The 13,633-nt window shown below is 61.4% G+C and carries 15 protein-coding genes; 12 read left to right on the forward strand and 3 right to left on the reverse strand.

Going from position 1 to position 13,633, the window contains the following annotated elements; genetic code table 11:
* Nucleotides 1–286 precede the first annotated feature (286 nt).
* The 7 genes from FJ973_RS23265 to FJ973_RS23295 all read left to right on the forward strand — a co-directional run bounded on the left by FJ973_RS23265 (nt 287) and on the right by FJ973_RS23295 (nt 7,012).
* Nucleotides 287–940 carry a hypothetical protein gene (locus FJ973_RS23265; RefSeq protein WP_140557891.1) on the forward strand — a complete coding sequence of 218 codons (654 nt, stop codon included), beginning with the start codon at nt 287–289 and terminating at the stop codon, nt 938–940.
* Nucleotides 941–942: 2 nt separating this feature from the next.
* Complete coding sequence (locus FJ973_RS23270) at nt 943–1,446, forward strand: hypothetical protein (protein ID WP_140557893.1); 504 nt, start codon at nt 943–945, stop codon at nt 1,444–1,446.
* Complete coding sequence (locus FJ973_RS31015) at nt 1,446–3,827, forward strand: HNH endonuclease signature motif containing protein (protein ID WP_181170940.1); 2,382 nt, start codon at nt 1,446–1,448, stop codon at nt 3,825–3,827. The genes FJ973_RS23270 and FJ973_RS31015 overlap by 1 nt, the downstream gene beginning before the upstream one ends.
* Nucleotides 3,824–4,303, forward strand: a complete 480-nt coding sequence (locus FJ973_RS23280) for a hypothetical protein (protein WP_246671736.1) — start codon at nt 3,824–3,826, stop codon at nt 4,301–4,303. Before FJ973_RS31015 ends, FJ973_RS23280 begins: the two co-directional genes overlap by 4 nt.
* A gap of 441 nt (nt 4,304–4,744) precedes the next feature.
* A complete protein-coding gene (locus FJ973_RS23285) occupies nt 4,745–5,122 on the forward strand; it encodes a hypothetical protein (RefSeq protein WP_246675931.1) in 378 nt (125 codons plus the stop codon).
* 297 nt (nt 5,123–5,419) lie between these two features.
* Nucleotides 5,420–5,893, forward strand: coding sequence for a hypothetical protein (locus FJ973_RS23290; protein WP_140499943.1), 474 nt, complete (start codon nt 5,420–5,422; stop codon nt 5,891–5,893).
* Nucleotides 5,894–6,490: 597 nt separating this feature from the next.
* Entirely contained in the window at nt 6,491–7,012 is a 522-nt protein-coding gene (locus FJ973_RS23295; protein ID WP_140499942.1) for a helix-turn-helix domain-containing protein, read from the forward strand.
* Here the strand turns inward: FJ973_RS23295 and FJ973_RS31630 are convergent.
* Nucleotides 7,009–7,140 carry a hypothetical protein gene (locus FJ973_RS31630; protein ID WP_263486248.1) on the reverse strand — a complete coding sequence of 44 codons (132 nt, stop codon included), beginning with the start codon at nt 7,138–7,140 and terminating at the stop codon, nt 7,009–7,011. The genes FJ973_RS23295 and FJ973_RS31630 overlap by 4 nt on opposite strands.
* 844 nt (nt 7,141–7,984) lie before the next feature.
* On the reverse strand, nt 7,985–8,173 hold the full coding sequence (locus tag FJ973_RS23300) for a hypothetical protein (RefSeq protein ID WP_140557899.1): 189 nt from the start codon (nt 8,171–8,173) through the stop codon (nt 7,985–7,987).
* A gap of 333 nt (nt 8,174–8,506) precedes the next feature.
* Between FJ973_RS23300 and FJ973_RS23305 the strand changes: the two genes are divergently transcribed.
* Nucleotides 8,507–11,080 (forward strand): hypothetical protein, encoded by a 2,574-nt coding sequence (locus FJ973_RS23305; protein WP_140557900.1) that lies wholly within the window; start codon nt 8,507–8,509, stop codon nt 11,078–11,080.
* Nucleotides 11,081–11,259: 179 nt separating this feature from the next.
* Here the strand turns inward: FJ973_RS23305 and FJ973_RS23310 are convergent, their stop codons facing one another.
* Entirely contained in the window at nt 11,260–12,087 is an 828-nt protein-coding gene (locus FJ973_RS23310) for a class I SAM-dependent methyltransferase (RefSeq protein WP_140557902.1), read from the reverse strand.
* 183 nt (nt 12,088–12,270) lie between these two features.
* Between FJ973_RS23310 and FJ973_RS23315 the strand changes: the two genes are divergently transcribed.
* Genes FJ973_RS23315 through FJ973_RS23330 form a run of 4 tightly spaced genes read left to right on the forward strand, consistent with a single transcriptional unit; the run spans nt 12,271 to nt 13,632 of the window.
* Nucleotides 12,271–13,008, forward strand: a complete 738-nt coding sequence (locus FJ973_RS23315; RefSeq protein ID WP_140557904.1) for a glycosyl hydrolase 108 family protein — start codon at nt 12,271–12,273, stop codon at nt 13,006–13,008.
* Nucleotides 13,009–13,010: 2 nt separating this feature from the next.
* Entirely contained in the window at nt 13,011–13,211 is a 201-nt protein-coding gene (locus FJ973_RS23320; RefSeq protein ID WP_140499933.1) for a hypothetical protein, read from the forward strand.
* On the forward strand, nt 13,208–13,447 hold the full coding sequence (locus FJ973_RS23325) for an ABC transporter permease (protein WP_140557906.1): 240 nt from the start codon (nt 13,208–13,210) through the stop codon (nt 13,445–13,447). Before FJ973_RS23320 ends, FJ973_RS23325 begins: the two co-directional genes overlap by 4 nt.
* Nucleotides 13,432–13,632 carry a hypothetical protein gene (locus FJ973_RS23330; RefSeq protein WP_140557908.1) on the forward strand — a complete coding sequence of 67 codons (201 nt, stop codon included), beginning with the start codon at nt 13,432–13,434 and terminating at the stop codon, nt 13,630–13,632. The genes FJ973_RS23325 and FJ973_RS23330 overlap by 16 nt, the downstream gene beginning before the upstream one ends.
* Nucleotide 13,633: the final 1 nt, after the last annotated feature.

Below are 13,633 nucleotides of genomic sequence, written 5' to 3' on the forward strand. Positions count from 1 at the left end.
TGGCGTTCCTCGCCCCCGCGAGGCGGGGGAGAGGTGGCCGCGAAGCGGTCGGAGAGGGGGCCTTCGTAAGGCGCAGGCGCTTCTGCCGGAGGGTCTCCGGCACAGGTCGGCGCCGTCCCTCTCCGTCTCGGCTTCGCCGAGCCACCTCTCCCCACTGAGTGGGGCGAAGAACCCAGGCTGAATCAACGCCGCGATCCTTCGCGCCTCCCTCTGCCCTGCCAATCTCCTCCACAAGGGGGGAGATCGGCGCTCCACCGCCTCCAGCCCACCACAAGGAACCCATCCCGTGACCACATCCCCCCATGCCGAACAGCTCGGCAGGGCGCGGACGGCTGCCGAATATGCTGCCGTCATCGCCTTGCTCGATGCCGACCTCAACGATGCGATCGCCCGCCGGCGCGGCTGCGAACAGGCCGAGGACCGCGCCGTTTTCGGCGACGGCGATCTCTCCGCCGCGCGCATCGCGCTGGACGACTGCAACGACGTCGTCGCGCTGCTGGAGAAGATCATCGCGGCAGCGGACAAATGCCGTGCCGCGGCCGCCGTGGGAGAGGCGCGCGCCGCCGTCGAGGCGCTGGGCGGGCAAGCGAAAGCCAAGGCGGAGGTGCTGACCGAGCGCTGGCGCGCCGTGCGCCGCCTGGTCGAGCTGTTGCGCCAGGAACTGTTCGAGGCCGATGCGCTCGCCCGCGCGCTCGCCACCGCCAACGGCCTCTTCGACGCCGCCGGCATGCCTGACCTGAAGGTGAACCTGGCCGTTGCCCGCCGCGCCGCCATGGCCGGGCCGCGCGCAGCGGCGCCGGCGCGCCTCAGCCGCCCGGCAATCCAGGCCGACAGGCTGCTTCTGTCGTTCACCAACCCCGGCGGCGCGCTCGACCCGCGACCGGCGCTCGGTGCGCGGGCGGCCAGGAAAACCCCCATTGCCGCATCCCAGCGAGGCTGACCATGTGCACATTAGCCCTTCTCGGCACGGCCATCTCGGTGGGTGGCGCATTGATCGAAGGCCGGCAGCAAAACCAGGCGGCCGGTTACCAGGCCAAGGCCTACGGGCAGCAGGCGCAGGCCGATGCGCAGAGTGCCGCCTTCGAACAGAGCCAGGAGCGCCACAGGCAGGATCTGCTGCTTTCGGAGGCGCGGGCCCGGGCGGGCGCCTCCGGCGTCGGCCTATCGGGCTCGCCGGCCGAGGTGCTGGCGGCCAATGCCAGGCAAGGCCAGCTCGACCTGAAGGCGATCCAGTACGGCTCGGCGCTGCGCCGGAACACTCTCGACAGCCAGGCGGCGCTCGCGCGCTACTCCGGCAGGCAGGCCGCGGCGGCGTCGATCTTCAAGGCCGGCGGCAGCCTCGTGTCCGGTCTCTCCCGTCTCTACGACCCGACCAAGGCCGTGACCTTCGGCAAGGGCGCCTTCCCGCAGGCGCCGGGCGGCGCCTTCAAGGGGGGCCTCTACTGATGGCGACGATTCCTCTCCAGCTTGCCCAGCGCCGGCTCGAGGCCGGCAATGGCGTTTCCTATCCCGAGGGGTCGCCGGCCGGCAGGGCGATGCAGGATCTTGGCGACGAGCTCTCGGCCGTCGCCGAGCGCTACCGGCAGATGAAGGAGCGGCAGGAAGCGTTCGACGCGGAGCTGGCGCGCCGCCGGTTCGCCGAGCGGGTCGCGCAGGCGGAAGACGAGGTGGCGGCGAATGCGCCGGCCGACGGCGGCGGCCTGCACGATGCGATGTATGGCGAGGTCGACCCGCGCAGCGGGCAGGTGGTCAAGCCCGGCCTGTTCGACAGGCTGTTCGATGAGGCTCTGCCTGACATACCGGAGAGCCAGCGCGCCGCTTTCGCCAGGCAGAAGGAGCCGATGCGCGCGGCCGGCTCGCCGCGCATGGCACAGCGGCAGCAGGAGCAGCGCGATGAGTATGAGCTGGCGGAGTGGGCGAAGGTCGACACCATGTCCACCAGCTCCATCGCAAAAGGCGACCCGGACGACATCGGAGCTTTCGAGGCGATCCGTCAGAACGGGTCCGATCTGATCGCCAAGATCGGAAACCCGGTTATCAGGCAAGCGGCGGAAGTGGCCTGGCGCAGCAACACGGCCAAGGCGCTGGTTCAGGCGATGATCGCGAAGGATCCGACGCGGGTCGCCGAGATGTTGGGCGGGGCGCGAGCGTCGATGCAGGTGAGTACGACGGATAATGCCGTGAATAGTTCGGCTGCCGCGACCAAACTCGCTGCGAACTCCAATGTCTCAATAGACGAGCCGGCGGGCTACCCTGAGACGCCTCACGCGAATGCCGCAACGTGGGCTGCGGGTTCATGGATTGCCGACCTGTCGCCGGACGACCTTCAGGAACTTGGCCAAAACGTCCAGGTCGCGATGACTGAGCAGCTGTTTGATGCGCACACCAATATCCGACTCGCTCGCCAGAACGCACCGGATGCCCTCATGTACACTGGCGGCTACGCTGGAAAGAAGCCGGACGACGGTGATTTCGCCGCAGTTTACGGCGTCGAGGAAGGCGGCAAACAGTCTCTGGTCCTCGAACGGACCTTCGAGGTCGGCCTTCAGGCATTCGACATGGTCAGAATGCCGAAGGCTGCCATTGACGCCAAGCTGTTTGCAGCCAAGCCAAAACCGGGCAGTACCACCTCGGAGCAGGATCAGGCGCAGTTTGAGATAGCATCAGCCGCCGCCAGGCAGGTTTTGCAGACTCGTGCCGCCGCTCCTGCCGACTTTGTCCGCAAGATCGACCCGACAGCGGACGCATACTGGAACGCGGTATCGAGCGAGGACAGCTACGATCCGGCTGCCTACCAGAAGGCGGTCGCCCGCTCTGTCGCCGTGCAGCTGCAGCTTGGAATCAAAAAAGTCCAGCCGCTGCCGCCGTCTGTCGTTAAGTACCTGGTCGACACGTTGAACGATGAGAGCGTGCCGCAACGCGAGCGGGATGCGGTGCTGCGCGATCTGTTCACGGGCACATCCGATCCAGGTGTTCTGGCAGCCATGGCGCTGCAACTGAGCGACGAAAACCAGTCTCGGATTGCACGAAGCATTGCGAACAACTCAGTTCCCGTATCCGCGGAGGAGCGTGTCAGCCGAAATCTGGCGGCTTTCGACGCCTTGCCTGGCTACCTGAAGCCGCTCGTGGCGCTCAATGACACCGTACGCCTGATGGCAGACGGCGCGACCCTTGGGTATTCCGACAAATTTGCTGCCCGCATGAATTCATTGATCTCGGGGAGCAACTACGAGGAGGAGCTCGCCGCTGAGCGTGCCAGGACACAAGATGCACTGGATCGAGCTGGCCCCGCAGGGACGGCTGCGGAGGCACTTGGTGCGTATCTGAGCGGCCGCGGTCTTGGAGAGGCCGGCATCACGCTCAGTGGCAGGTTCGGCACAGCCACCATGGAAGGACTGTCCGGCCTTCTTGCTCGTACCGGCCTAATGGGCGCTGAGGGCGCTGCTTATGGTGGGGTCGAAGCCGCCGGCCGTGATGAATCGATAGTGAGCGGCGTAGCCTCCGGTGCGTTATGGGGCGCTGGCAATCAGTTCTTGAAAGAAGGGTCAATTGTAGTTCACGACCAGCTGCCAGGTTGGCTTGGTGGGCGTTCCAAGTCTCTTCGGAGGAAATGGGAAAAGGAGTACAATTTGGACTGGCCCAGAGATCCCGACACGGGTTGGTACATGGATCTTCATCACAAACAGCCAAAGTCTTTGGGCGGAACAGATGATGTGTGGAATTACGGGCCACTCAGCAAAGCCGACCACATCAAGCATCACAAAGAACAAGGCCATTTTAAAATGTGGGGCAGTTGGAGTAGAGGCAAGAGAGGGTTAAAGCCGTGAACACAAGCTTGGGTGATGCCGGTCCTGATCTGAGCAGCGTAAAACCTCTGCCCCCGGGCAATCGGTCTGGCAGCGTCGACTTCCAGGGCGCTCGCCACTATGCACGAATATATCTGGAATCGCATAGCTGGGTATCGGCTATCAAAGGTGAATACCTTGGATATCGACTCGACGGAATTATATATGTCTTTCTCTTCGAGTTCGTGCCGGCCGAGTCGAATGTACCGCCATGGACATGGGTGATCGTTGGCGACGTGCCCCCGGCCTATATAAGCTGCCACCACGCCAAGACGCCCTATGTGGCACTGGACGGCTATATAGGCGCTATGGAAGAATGGGTCGAAGCCGCGCGAGAAGGAAAGTCGGTCGAGGACATTATACCGGTGAACGTGCCGGCTATTCCTGAAAATGCGAAAATGTTGGGTGGGCGCCTCAAGTTCCTTGATGATAATGTTCTTCCGTTACTTCGAAAGTGAAGTGCTGGCGTCTCGCAATAAGCGCCAATGTTGGACGATCGGATCTGGACGTCTATTGGCATATATGGGCCAAATTATCGCGAAGGTGCGAGGCCTGCCACCAGGAACACCAGTGCGCATATAACGCTTGCGCAGATGGCTATATGGCCCCCACTGAGGCGATGGTTGCCGCCTCGGACCGGGAGTGAATGATGGCCGCCATCACAGTCGATCGACAATTCCGTGAGACAATATTTCTATGAAGTCGTTTTTGTGTATAAAAGTCATTCGATCAGAATTGACGAATAGGACGCACGCAACCGCCTCCCGGCAGCAAGTTCTTGACTACGCGACAGATTTAGACAAAGTATATGGGCATTTGTTTGATCCGCCGGTAGGTGATTGATGAGATATTATGAAGTTAGGCCTGACGTGGCTGGCGGGCTGGGTGAGAACACTGTTATGGACCCCAGCGTCCATCCGCCTGCCGTGAGCAAGCTCCACTATCAGGTTGAGGGATGGTTCGGCGACGCGCTTGTCACCACTTTTCCTTGTTTCCTGGTGACGGAAGAAGCCAAGCGCGGATTGCTCGATATTGGCATCTCCGGCGCTACATTCGCTCCTGCCGAAGTCACCAAATCCGAAAATTTTCTGGAGCTGCAGCCCGATGTCGAGCTCCCTCCGTTTGTTTGGCTCAAGGTGGACGGTAGAGCAGGTCACGACGACTTCGGCGTCAATCAGAAACTGAACCTCGTGATATCGGAGCGCGCCTTCGATGTGCTTGATGAACTGGGACTTCCTTCCGCATCCATCCAACCGTTCGACGTCGGCAATAAGTAGTGGGGTCGCCCGCGTTGTTGCCGACGAACGTTAAAGCGCCTCGGATAAGTGTCGAGTTAATCATGACGATCAATGCCAAATCCAATTTTGAGCAGCGTCACACATCTGCCTTCGGTTTAATGTCAGCCGGGCTCGACGAAAAGATCTTATCGTCGCCAATGGTGGGCTAAATCACGTATCAAATATTAAGCCTCGTACCAGGGAAGAGCACATAAGGCTCCACATGGAAGCCGGCGATTTTCAGCGCTGGGCTAGGAGACGATGGCGGCGGACTAAGATAAGTAGTGGAGAGAAATTGTGAGCAAAATTACCCCGGATCTCGGTAAAGTAAGCCGTCTTCCTCTACCAGCAGACGACCCAGGTGCAGATGATGACCTTGACAGCGCCCTTCTGGAAGCTCGTGAATATATCAAATCATACGACTGGGTAAGGAGAATCGAAGGCGAGTATTTCGGATATGGTGCCGAAGGGATAATATACATTTTTCTCTTTGAGATTTCACCCGGGAAACCAGATGTGCCACGATGGATATGGGTGCTCGTCGGTGATGTACCCCCAGCGTACATGCCCGGTGACGATTTGGAGACCCCGTACGAGGCGCTGGACGGATATATCGGTGCAATGGATGAGTGGGTTGAAGCTGCGCGGCAAGGGAAGTCCGTGGCGAAGCTGATTCCCGTTAATGTCCCGGCGAATCCCGCCAACGCCGAGATGTTGAGTGGACGGCTTAAATTCCTCGACGAAAAGATTCTGCCGCTGCTTCAAGAATGATGTCTCGGCAAGCAGAAGAGCCTAAGATATGGATAAATGGAAGTTCGAAGATCCAGAAAATTTGGCCGTCATATCGACCGGAAAAATATTTGGTGGTGGCGGCTGGGTTGCCTAGGCCTCACATGATGCCGATGATGAGTCGTGGCAATTCTACGCAGATGAAGCTGAAGTTGATCAAGGCGACCTAATTTTGGTAGCCACAATATATGGTGCTGCGTCTGTCCCCTTCTCCCGGTCGACTAGCGTAGGCTGGGGCTAAGTTGGCACGATTCGAGTGTTGTCAGTATCTCGCCAATTCGGAGATCGGTCAGGCCTTGACGCTCGCCAGCACCGGACATATTTTCTATAAGCAAGTTGCGTAGGGATCGCGTTTGCAGCCCGATGACGTGGAACTCATTCTGGACGCCGACATCTCGGAGGACCCATGCCTCCTCTTTGATGTCGTCACGCCGGATGGCGTGCTTCAGCTATTGGGAGAAGTGGAAATGGGCGGCAACCATCTGGTCGTCCGTGACCTCCATATTGGGGGCGATGCCCAGGTCCAATGGGGTTGGTCCAACTTGCGCAGGCTCGGTCGAGTGATCGCGGAGAAGCTTAATGTCGACTACATCGAAGTTCATGGAGCGGTTCGGACAACGGGTGCGAACCCGGGACGTCGTCCGGGTGTCGTCAGGCTCTCCCGTCCGGCTGAGCCTCAGCTTTCTACACGGCGCGAATACTCCTGAAGCTGCTCGGGTTCTCGTCAGGAGGCATCTGCCGCTGAGGACGGCCCATGCGGTCCTCACTGAGATGGTCGATCACGGCAAGGCGTTCGTGACCGTTCCTTGCGTCGACGACCTGCGAGCACTGAAGGACGAACTCTCGTCCGCAGGAGTGATCGCGAAGGTTCATGCGCCGCGGCCGATAAGCGTTCGCGAAGTTCGGGATAGCACGAAGCTGTCCCAGGAGGCGTTCTCCGTGAGGTATGGCCTTGATCTGGCAACGCTTCGAAACTGGGAGCAAGGCCGTTCGGAACCGGATGCAGCTGCGAATACTCTCCTTTGGACCATCGCCCGGAATCCGGAGGCAGTCGAAAAATCGCTCGACATGGAGGACGAAGTGGCGGCGCCGTCTCCCTAGTAGTCTAAACCACGGTTGCCGACCGTCTCGACCGCTCCGGCGATCCATATCTGGTTGGCTTTGCTGCTGCTGCCATCCATCTCCAGCGCGTCCTCCTTGCGCCGATATGGGATGGCGGACTCGTCCACGTCGACAGTTCCGAAAAGCGGTGTCCGGTTTACCATTACCCGCCGGAGCTTGCGGAGCACCAGCCGGCGGTTTTATAGAGACACCCAGTTCAGGTTGGAGCTGCAGCGCTGAAATGGAGTTGGAGTGCGTCGCCCTCAGGTACGCCGCCAGGAACCATTTGCGCAGCAGCGGGTGCGTGCCCTGCATGACGGTCCCAGCGATCATGGAGGCTGTTTCCAGCACCCAGGCCCCCTTTGCCTGCGCATCCGAAGCCACGGCCGGCCCTCGAGGCGCCATGCTTTTCTGGAATCGCAGCATGGGCATGTGAAGCCGCCCGGCCAGCGCTTGTTGACAGGTAGTCGGCGCTCCACGAACTCCTCGACCGACGATGGCGGCACCGATGGCCAAAGAATACAATTTTAAGCAAATGTTTCCGGATTGGTCTATTCTGTTACCTGGGGGCAGTTCAGGTGCAATACAGCGGAAACACCCACGGAACACCTTGGCTTTAGGGCTGCCAGTTCACTTCGATGGCGCAGCTGGCAGCTCTGCGATGTATAATATTAGCTAGGCGTAAACTTTGGCATGTTCGTTGCACCTTACCCCTTGAGGGGGCCACAGGGGTTGGAACCGATGTATCGAAATGACACAGAACTGTTCGCGCGGGCGAGCGAGCGGGGCATTACGATCTATCAACGCTCGAAAACGGTGTGGATTGCGGCCGGAAGCTACCGGGACCGCGACTATGCGGTGAAGGGGCGGACACCCGCCCTTGCGCTCGCATTGTGGAAGGAGGCCACCAGATACAGCGGGTCGGGACTTTAGAGCCTGTCCTTGCCGTCTGGATGAAGCCTCAAAGGCGATCTAGACGCCCGCTACGCGACAGAACATCTGCAAAGCCGTCAGGGCGCGGGCCTCGGTCGGCTCTTCGCCTGCTGCCTGTGAATCCGCCGGCGCCGCTACCGCTCCAACGGATTTGTACCGGGAAGCGAACGGCCTTTCTTCTGCCGTGCGGTTGTCGTTTGCAGCGACGACAATCGCGGATTTTTTCATCGGAAATCACACCTTGTGGAAGCGCTGCGACATTGACGCTCCCATAGCGCAAGCCACCGCAGTGCGCGGGTGTTAACACGGCAGCCAGTCCGGGAGCAAGCCGGCATTGCTGCTTGTTCAGGAAGTGCGTGCCCAAGGACAGAAAACCGACCGCTGAATCGTCTCTCGCCTAGCCGAGCGATCGTGACCAAACTTCTCAAGGAAGAACCTGAATGACCGTGGCGCCGTGGCCGCACGGGCCAGCGCTTATCCCATCCGAACCCGTCGCCACGCCGCCAACCAACCCGAATTCCAAGCCTTGCTTTCGCGAGGCTTTTTTATGGAGCAAGCCTCATGGCCCGACCCGCAACTGCCGCCGTTCGTCTTCTGACTGGCGAGCGCGAACCCGTGCGCCTGGCGACGACGGCAAACCTGGAGACGGTCATCGTCGACGGCGTTGCCTGGATCCTGGGCCTGAAGACGATCGACGGGGTTTTGACCGCCGTCGGCGACCGGGTGCTGGTCAAGAACCAGTCGGACGCCCGGCTGAACGGCATCTATACGGCGAGCGAGGGCTACTGGTACCGCGCGGCCGACGCCCGCACCGCGCGCACGATGCAGAAGGGAACGACCGTTCACGTGCAGGAGGGGGTTGTTTCGGGTGGCTTGGTCTACGCTTTCCAGACCCTCAACCCGGTGATCGGCACGAGCGACATCGTAATCTCCTACTATCTGTCGGATGATCCGCTCGGGGATATCGGCGGAGCGCTGGCGGCAGTCATCCACATCGCGGAACTCGCGCGCGACCTGGCCCAGCAATATGCCGCGGACGCCGCGCAGGTTTCGGGCGTCAACGTGCCGATCTACGCATCCGTGGCGACAGCATCGGGCTCGACGATCGCTGCCGGCGTCAAGAGCATCAGGACCCAATTCTACGCCCCGGTCTTCACGACCCCGGCAACCCTGGTGGGCGGCGCCAACTATGCCCGCATGTCGCGCGCGGCGATCACAGCCGGCGGCTACCCGGCGCTGGCCTATTTCCGCTCCGCCGACCGCTTCATGCCGGACGGGACGACCGATGCGGTCAATGGCGGGTTTTGGGTGTTGAATGAAAGCGTCGCCACCGCCACGATGTTTGGCGCCCGTGAAGGCCTTGCCGACAACGCGCTTGCGTTAAACGCGCTCGGCTCCTATTGCCGGATTACCAAGGCCGTGCTCGTCCTGCCTGCCGTAGCAACATACTACGCCGTTGGCTCTTCTATCGACTGGCGCGACATCAGCGAGATCAATGGCAAGGGGGCGCTGATACGCGGTGCTTTCGACGGCCTTTCGGCGGTCCGCATCGGTGGGACCGGAACCAATGTTTTGCGCGGCGCAAAGATCTGGTTGGAAGTCCAGAATACACCAGACAAATCTGTTGTCGCCAACACGCGAGGCATTCACTTCGGCGGCATGGCTGAGAGCAAGCTCTGGCTTGCTGCCCGTGGTTATGACGAAGGGCTCTATTTCGACGGCCTGGCGGCAAATACAAATTGGGTAAGCAACGAATTCAACATCATCACTCTCTACAACAACGGCTCCCATGTGCATTGCGATCTGGCTGGCGCGAGCTATTTCGTAAACAACCAGTTCCGCGGTGGAACCTGGTACGTCGGCACCAACCAGAAAGCGGCGGGTCGCGGGACCTTCAAGCTGACGCTCGCCGAGACCGCTGCCGTTGAAGAGGTGTTGATCGACAGCCCTCAAATCGGCATTGATGGCGGCTCGGCCGGCGTCGGCCATGCAGCTTTCATCTGCGCCGCGCTCGGCAGCACCAGCAACCTGACCACCGTGTTTTTCAAGAATGCGCGCATCGAAACTTACAGCGCCTTCACCAACACACTTGCCCTCGTCAACGTGCCATCCGCGACTGGCTTCGCCTCCTTCAACATTGATCTTTTGAGCGCGTCAGGCATCGATGACGCGAACATCCTTTCGCCTGATCTGAAGCGCCTGTTTGTCTCGCTGCGAGATATGTCGAATAGGCCGACTGGCGGGGCCAACTTGGTGAGGCGCTTTCAGGGCGAGCGGTTCTTTCCGGTGCAGGCCGAGGGCCGCATCACGGTACCTGGCGTCGTTTTGTACGACAGCGCGACCGGCGGTTATGCAGCTCCATCGCCCTTCCTGACCAATGGTGTCACGGCGCGCACGTCGCGGGCCAACGGCGACGGCCAACTTGTGGTGTCAAGCTCGGGCCAGGCTGTCGGCCACATCTACAAAAAAGCCAACACCACACAGCACGCGTTCCTCAACTTCCTTAACGGTTCGCGCGCCATTACGGTCATCTGTTTCGACGCCTCTGGCACCGTGATGTCAGGCAATGCCCCGTACTATGCAAAAGGCAGCAACGGCCAGTCAATCGCTCGGACCGGTGCATCGGTTTATGAATTTTCGACCAACTGGCTGTGGATACACCCATCTGTCGCCTCATTCTTCGTTGGGGCGTCCGGATGGATTGGCGCAACGATCATTGAAAGTATCGATTTTGAACAAGGCTTCGCTGCGCCCATCCTGCGATTGCGTGATCAAGAGACCGACATCAGCCGGCTTTGCTATAGCTTCCTTATGGAAAGCTATCTTCCCGTTGGAGCGACCATCGAGCGGGCACAATTTGGTGGATATCGAAATACATTCCTATTGAAGACCACCATCTCCACCGCCGCCATTTCCGGTGCCACCACGATTGGCCTAGCAAGCGTCGCGGGAATCACGGCTGGCGACCGTATTGGAATCGAACTTGACACTGTGATTACCGGAGCAGAGCTCCAATGGCACCACACAACTGTGAACGGCGCACCTTCGGGTAACACGGTGACACTGACCAATGCCTTGCCGGCAGCAGCCGCTGCCGGCCGCGCGGTCAGGCTCAATCGCTGGGTGGTGCGCTAGTTCGGTTTCTTGCAGGATCAGCAATGCTTCGTCGCCATCGGGAAGTACGGCACCTTCAGGTAGTCATCGGCCGCCATGGGGCGGGGTGTCGATGTTCCGGCGCATGCCGAGATAAAGCCTGCGGGCGATATTTCTGAGCAAGGTCTCGCCTCCGATGGTTTATCCGGGCTCTCGTCTCGTCACCGCCTGACGCCCCAGGCATAGGTTCTTTGCTTGGACGCGTTCAGACGGCGCACCTCGTACCGGCCCTGCCGCTCGATCTCGGCGACCGCTTCGACCACGCCATCGAAGGACCCCGGCGTGACGTCGTCGAATACGACCATGTCGCCCTCGCGCTGAACGCCCGAAACGCAGCGATGCTCGGCCAGCACGTTCTTCCTGGTGTGCTGCGCGTCGATGAAGGCGAAGTGGATCCGGTTCACGCCGACCCTGGGCAATTGAAGGAGTGAATCGCCTTGCAGGAAAATGATCCGGTCGGCCAGCGGCTGCCACGGCCGAAGCAGTTCGGCGCGCGACTTCCTGCCGTCATGGTCGTCGATGCAATTCCAGTAGAAGCGATGATGGTGCGGCAGGACGTCGAGCGTGACGACATGCCCGCAGGCGCCGGCATCGGCGAGTGCCTTGGCCATGCAGATCGCGGAGAAACCACGCGCGGTGCCGGTCTCGACGACGGTGGTGAACGGCCTTGGGCTGTCGGCCAGCTGGCGGCGAAGAAGACTGTAGAGCACCCGCCCGTGCGGGTAGGCGAGCGCGCTGGTCTTGATGGTGATCTGGGTGTGGAGGGCCAGTTCGTCGAGCCAGTCGCGATCGACGGCAAAGCCGGTTTCGGCCTCGAGCCTGTCGATCTCAGGGAATGAGACGCGCCGGGTGGCTTCGAACAGCCTCAGATATTCCTCTTTCGGGGCACGCGGCCCCGAGCCCAGCGGGTCGACGTTCCAGCGGCGATCGATGGCGGCCGACAGGCTGTTGAAGGCCAGGCGCCGCGCGGCGCCAACAAAGTCTCTCATCCCAGACCTGTTCGTCCTAAAATTGTATTTTTTCTAACCATGCGTCGGCCGGCGCGCAAGGCGACCTTCGGTTTTGATGCACTGCAAGTAGGCACCGAGGCGCGCGCAACGGCGACTATCCGCACCCCTGTGCTGCCGGCGATCACCCACTCACCCCATCCACCAGAAATCGAAAGGGATATCATGGACCGCAATTTTACGCGGGCGCTTGCGCTCATCCTCAAATCCGAAGGCGGCTGGTCGGACAATCCGGCCGATCCGGGCGGCGCCACCATGAAGGGCGTCACTCTCGCCAATTTCCGCCGCTACGTGAAGGCGGATGCCGCCAAGGCGGATCTCAGGAAGATCAGCGATGCCCAACTCGCCACGGTGTACCGCCGCTTCTACTGGGATGCGGTGGCTGGCGCCGAGTTGCCCGATGGCGTGGACTACGCAGTGTTCGATTTTGCCGTGAACAGCGGGCCGGGCAGGGCGGCGAAATATCTTCAAGCAGTGGTCGGCGCCGCCCCGGACGGCCGCATCGGGCCCGAGACGCTCGCTGCCGTCAGTTCCAGACCGGCCGCCGTCGTCATCGACAATCTCTGCGATGCCCGCCTGGCTTTCCTGAAGCGGCTTCCGACCTGGTCGACTTTCGGCAAAGGCTGGTCGAGCCGGGTCGGATCCGTCCGCGCACAGGCGCTGCTGCTGACGGCTGTCGGGGCAGGCGAGGCATCGGCCACGCGGCCATATCCTGCACCGGCCGCTGCTGCGGCGGCGCCGGGCGGCGCTGCTGCCGTAGATGCCGTCGAACCGGTCGCGGCGGCGCCTGCCGGCGCCAACATCCCAGCTGCCACCAAGGCGGGCGGGATCATTGTCGCGTGCCTGCTCGTCGCCTACGCCGCCTGGCACCACATCGCCGCCGCCTTGCAAGGAATGTTCTGATCATGGCCACCACAACCCAGCCGACCATCCGCCCGACCAACAAACTGACGGCCGCGACCATCGCCGCCGCCGCCGTTTCGATTTCCGGCGTCTTCGTGCGCAATGTCTGGCCATCCTGGTACGATGCCGAGACATGGGCCACACTGCTGCCGCTTGCCGTGTTTGCCGTCGGCTATCTCGTCAAGGACGCGCCAAACCAATGAGCGCGCTCCTCTCCTTCCTGCTCAGCAATTCGACCGTTCTCGGCATCGGCGCAGCCATCGTCGCCGCGTTTGGCTGGGGTGTTCGCCAGCGGCTTGCCGGCGAGCGCGCCGAACGCAGCCGGCAGGCCGCGGCCGAGGCGGCGGCGCGCGACGTCGCCGATCAGGTTGACAACGATATCGGCGCGCTGCCCGCCGCCACTGCCCGAAAGGAGCTCAGGTCATGGGCAAGGAATTGATTGCCGCAGCGGCCGCAGCACTTGTCGCGGTAGCCGGCTGCACCACCGTCACCGGCGGATTTTGCGCGGTCTCGAGCCCGCTGCGCTTGTCCGCATCCGCCGTCGCAGCGCTGTCGGATGTGGAAGTCCGGACGCTGCTGGCGCACAACCGCAAGGGCGAGAAACTGTGCGGGTGGAAACCATGAC

Origin of the sequence: Mesorhizobium sp. B2-1-3 (assembly GCF_006442495.1) — a bacterium.
Lineage (GTDB): Bacteria > Pseudomonadota > Alphaproteobacteria > Rhizobiales > Rhizobiaceae > Mesorhizobium.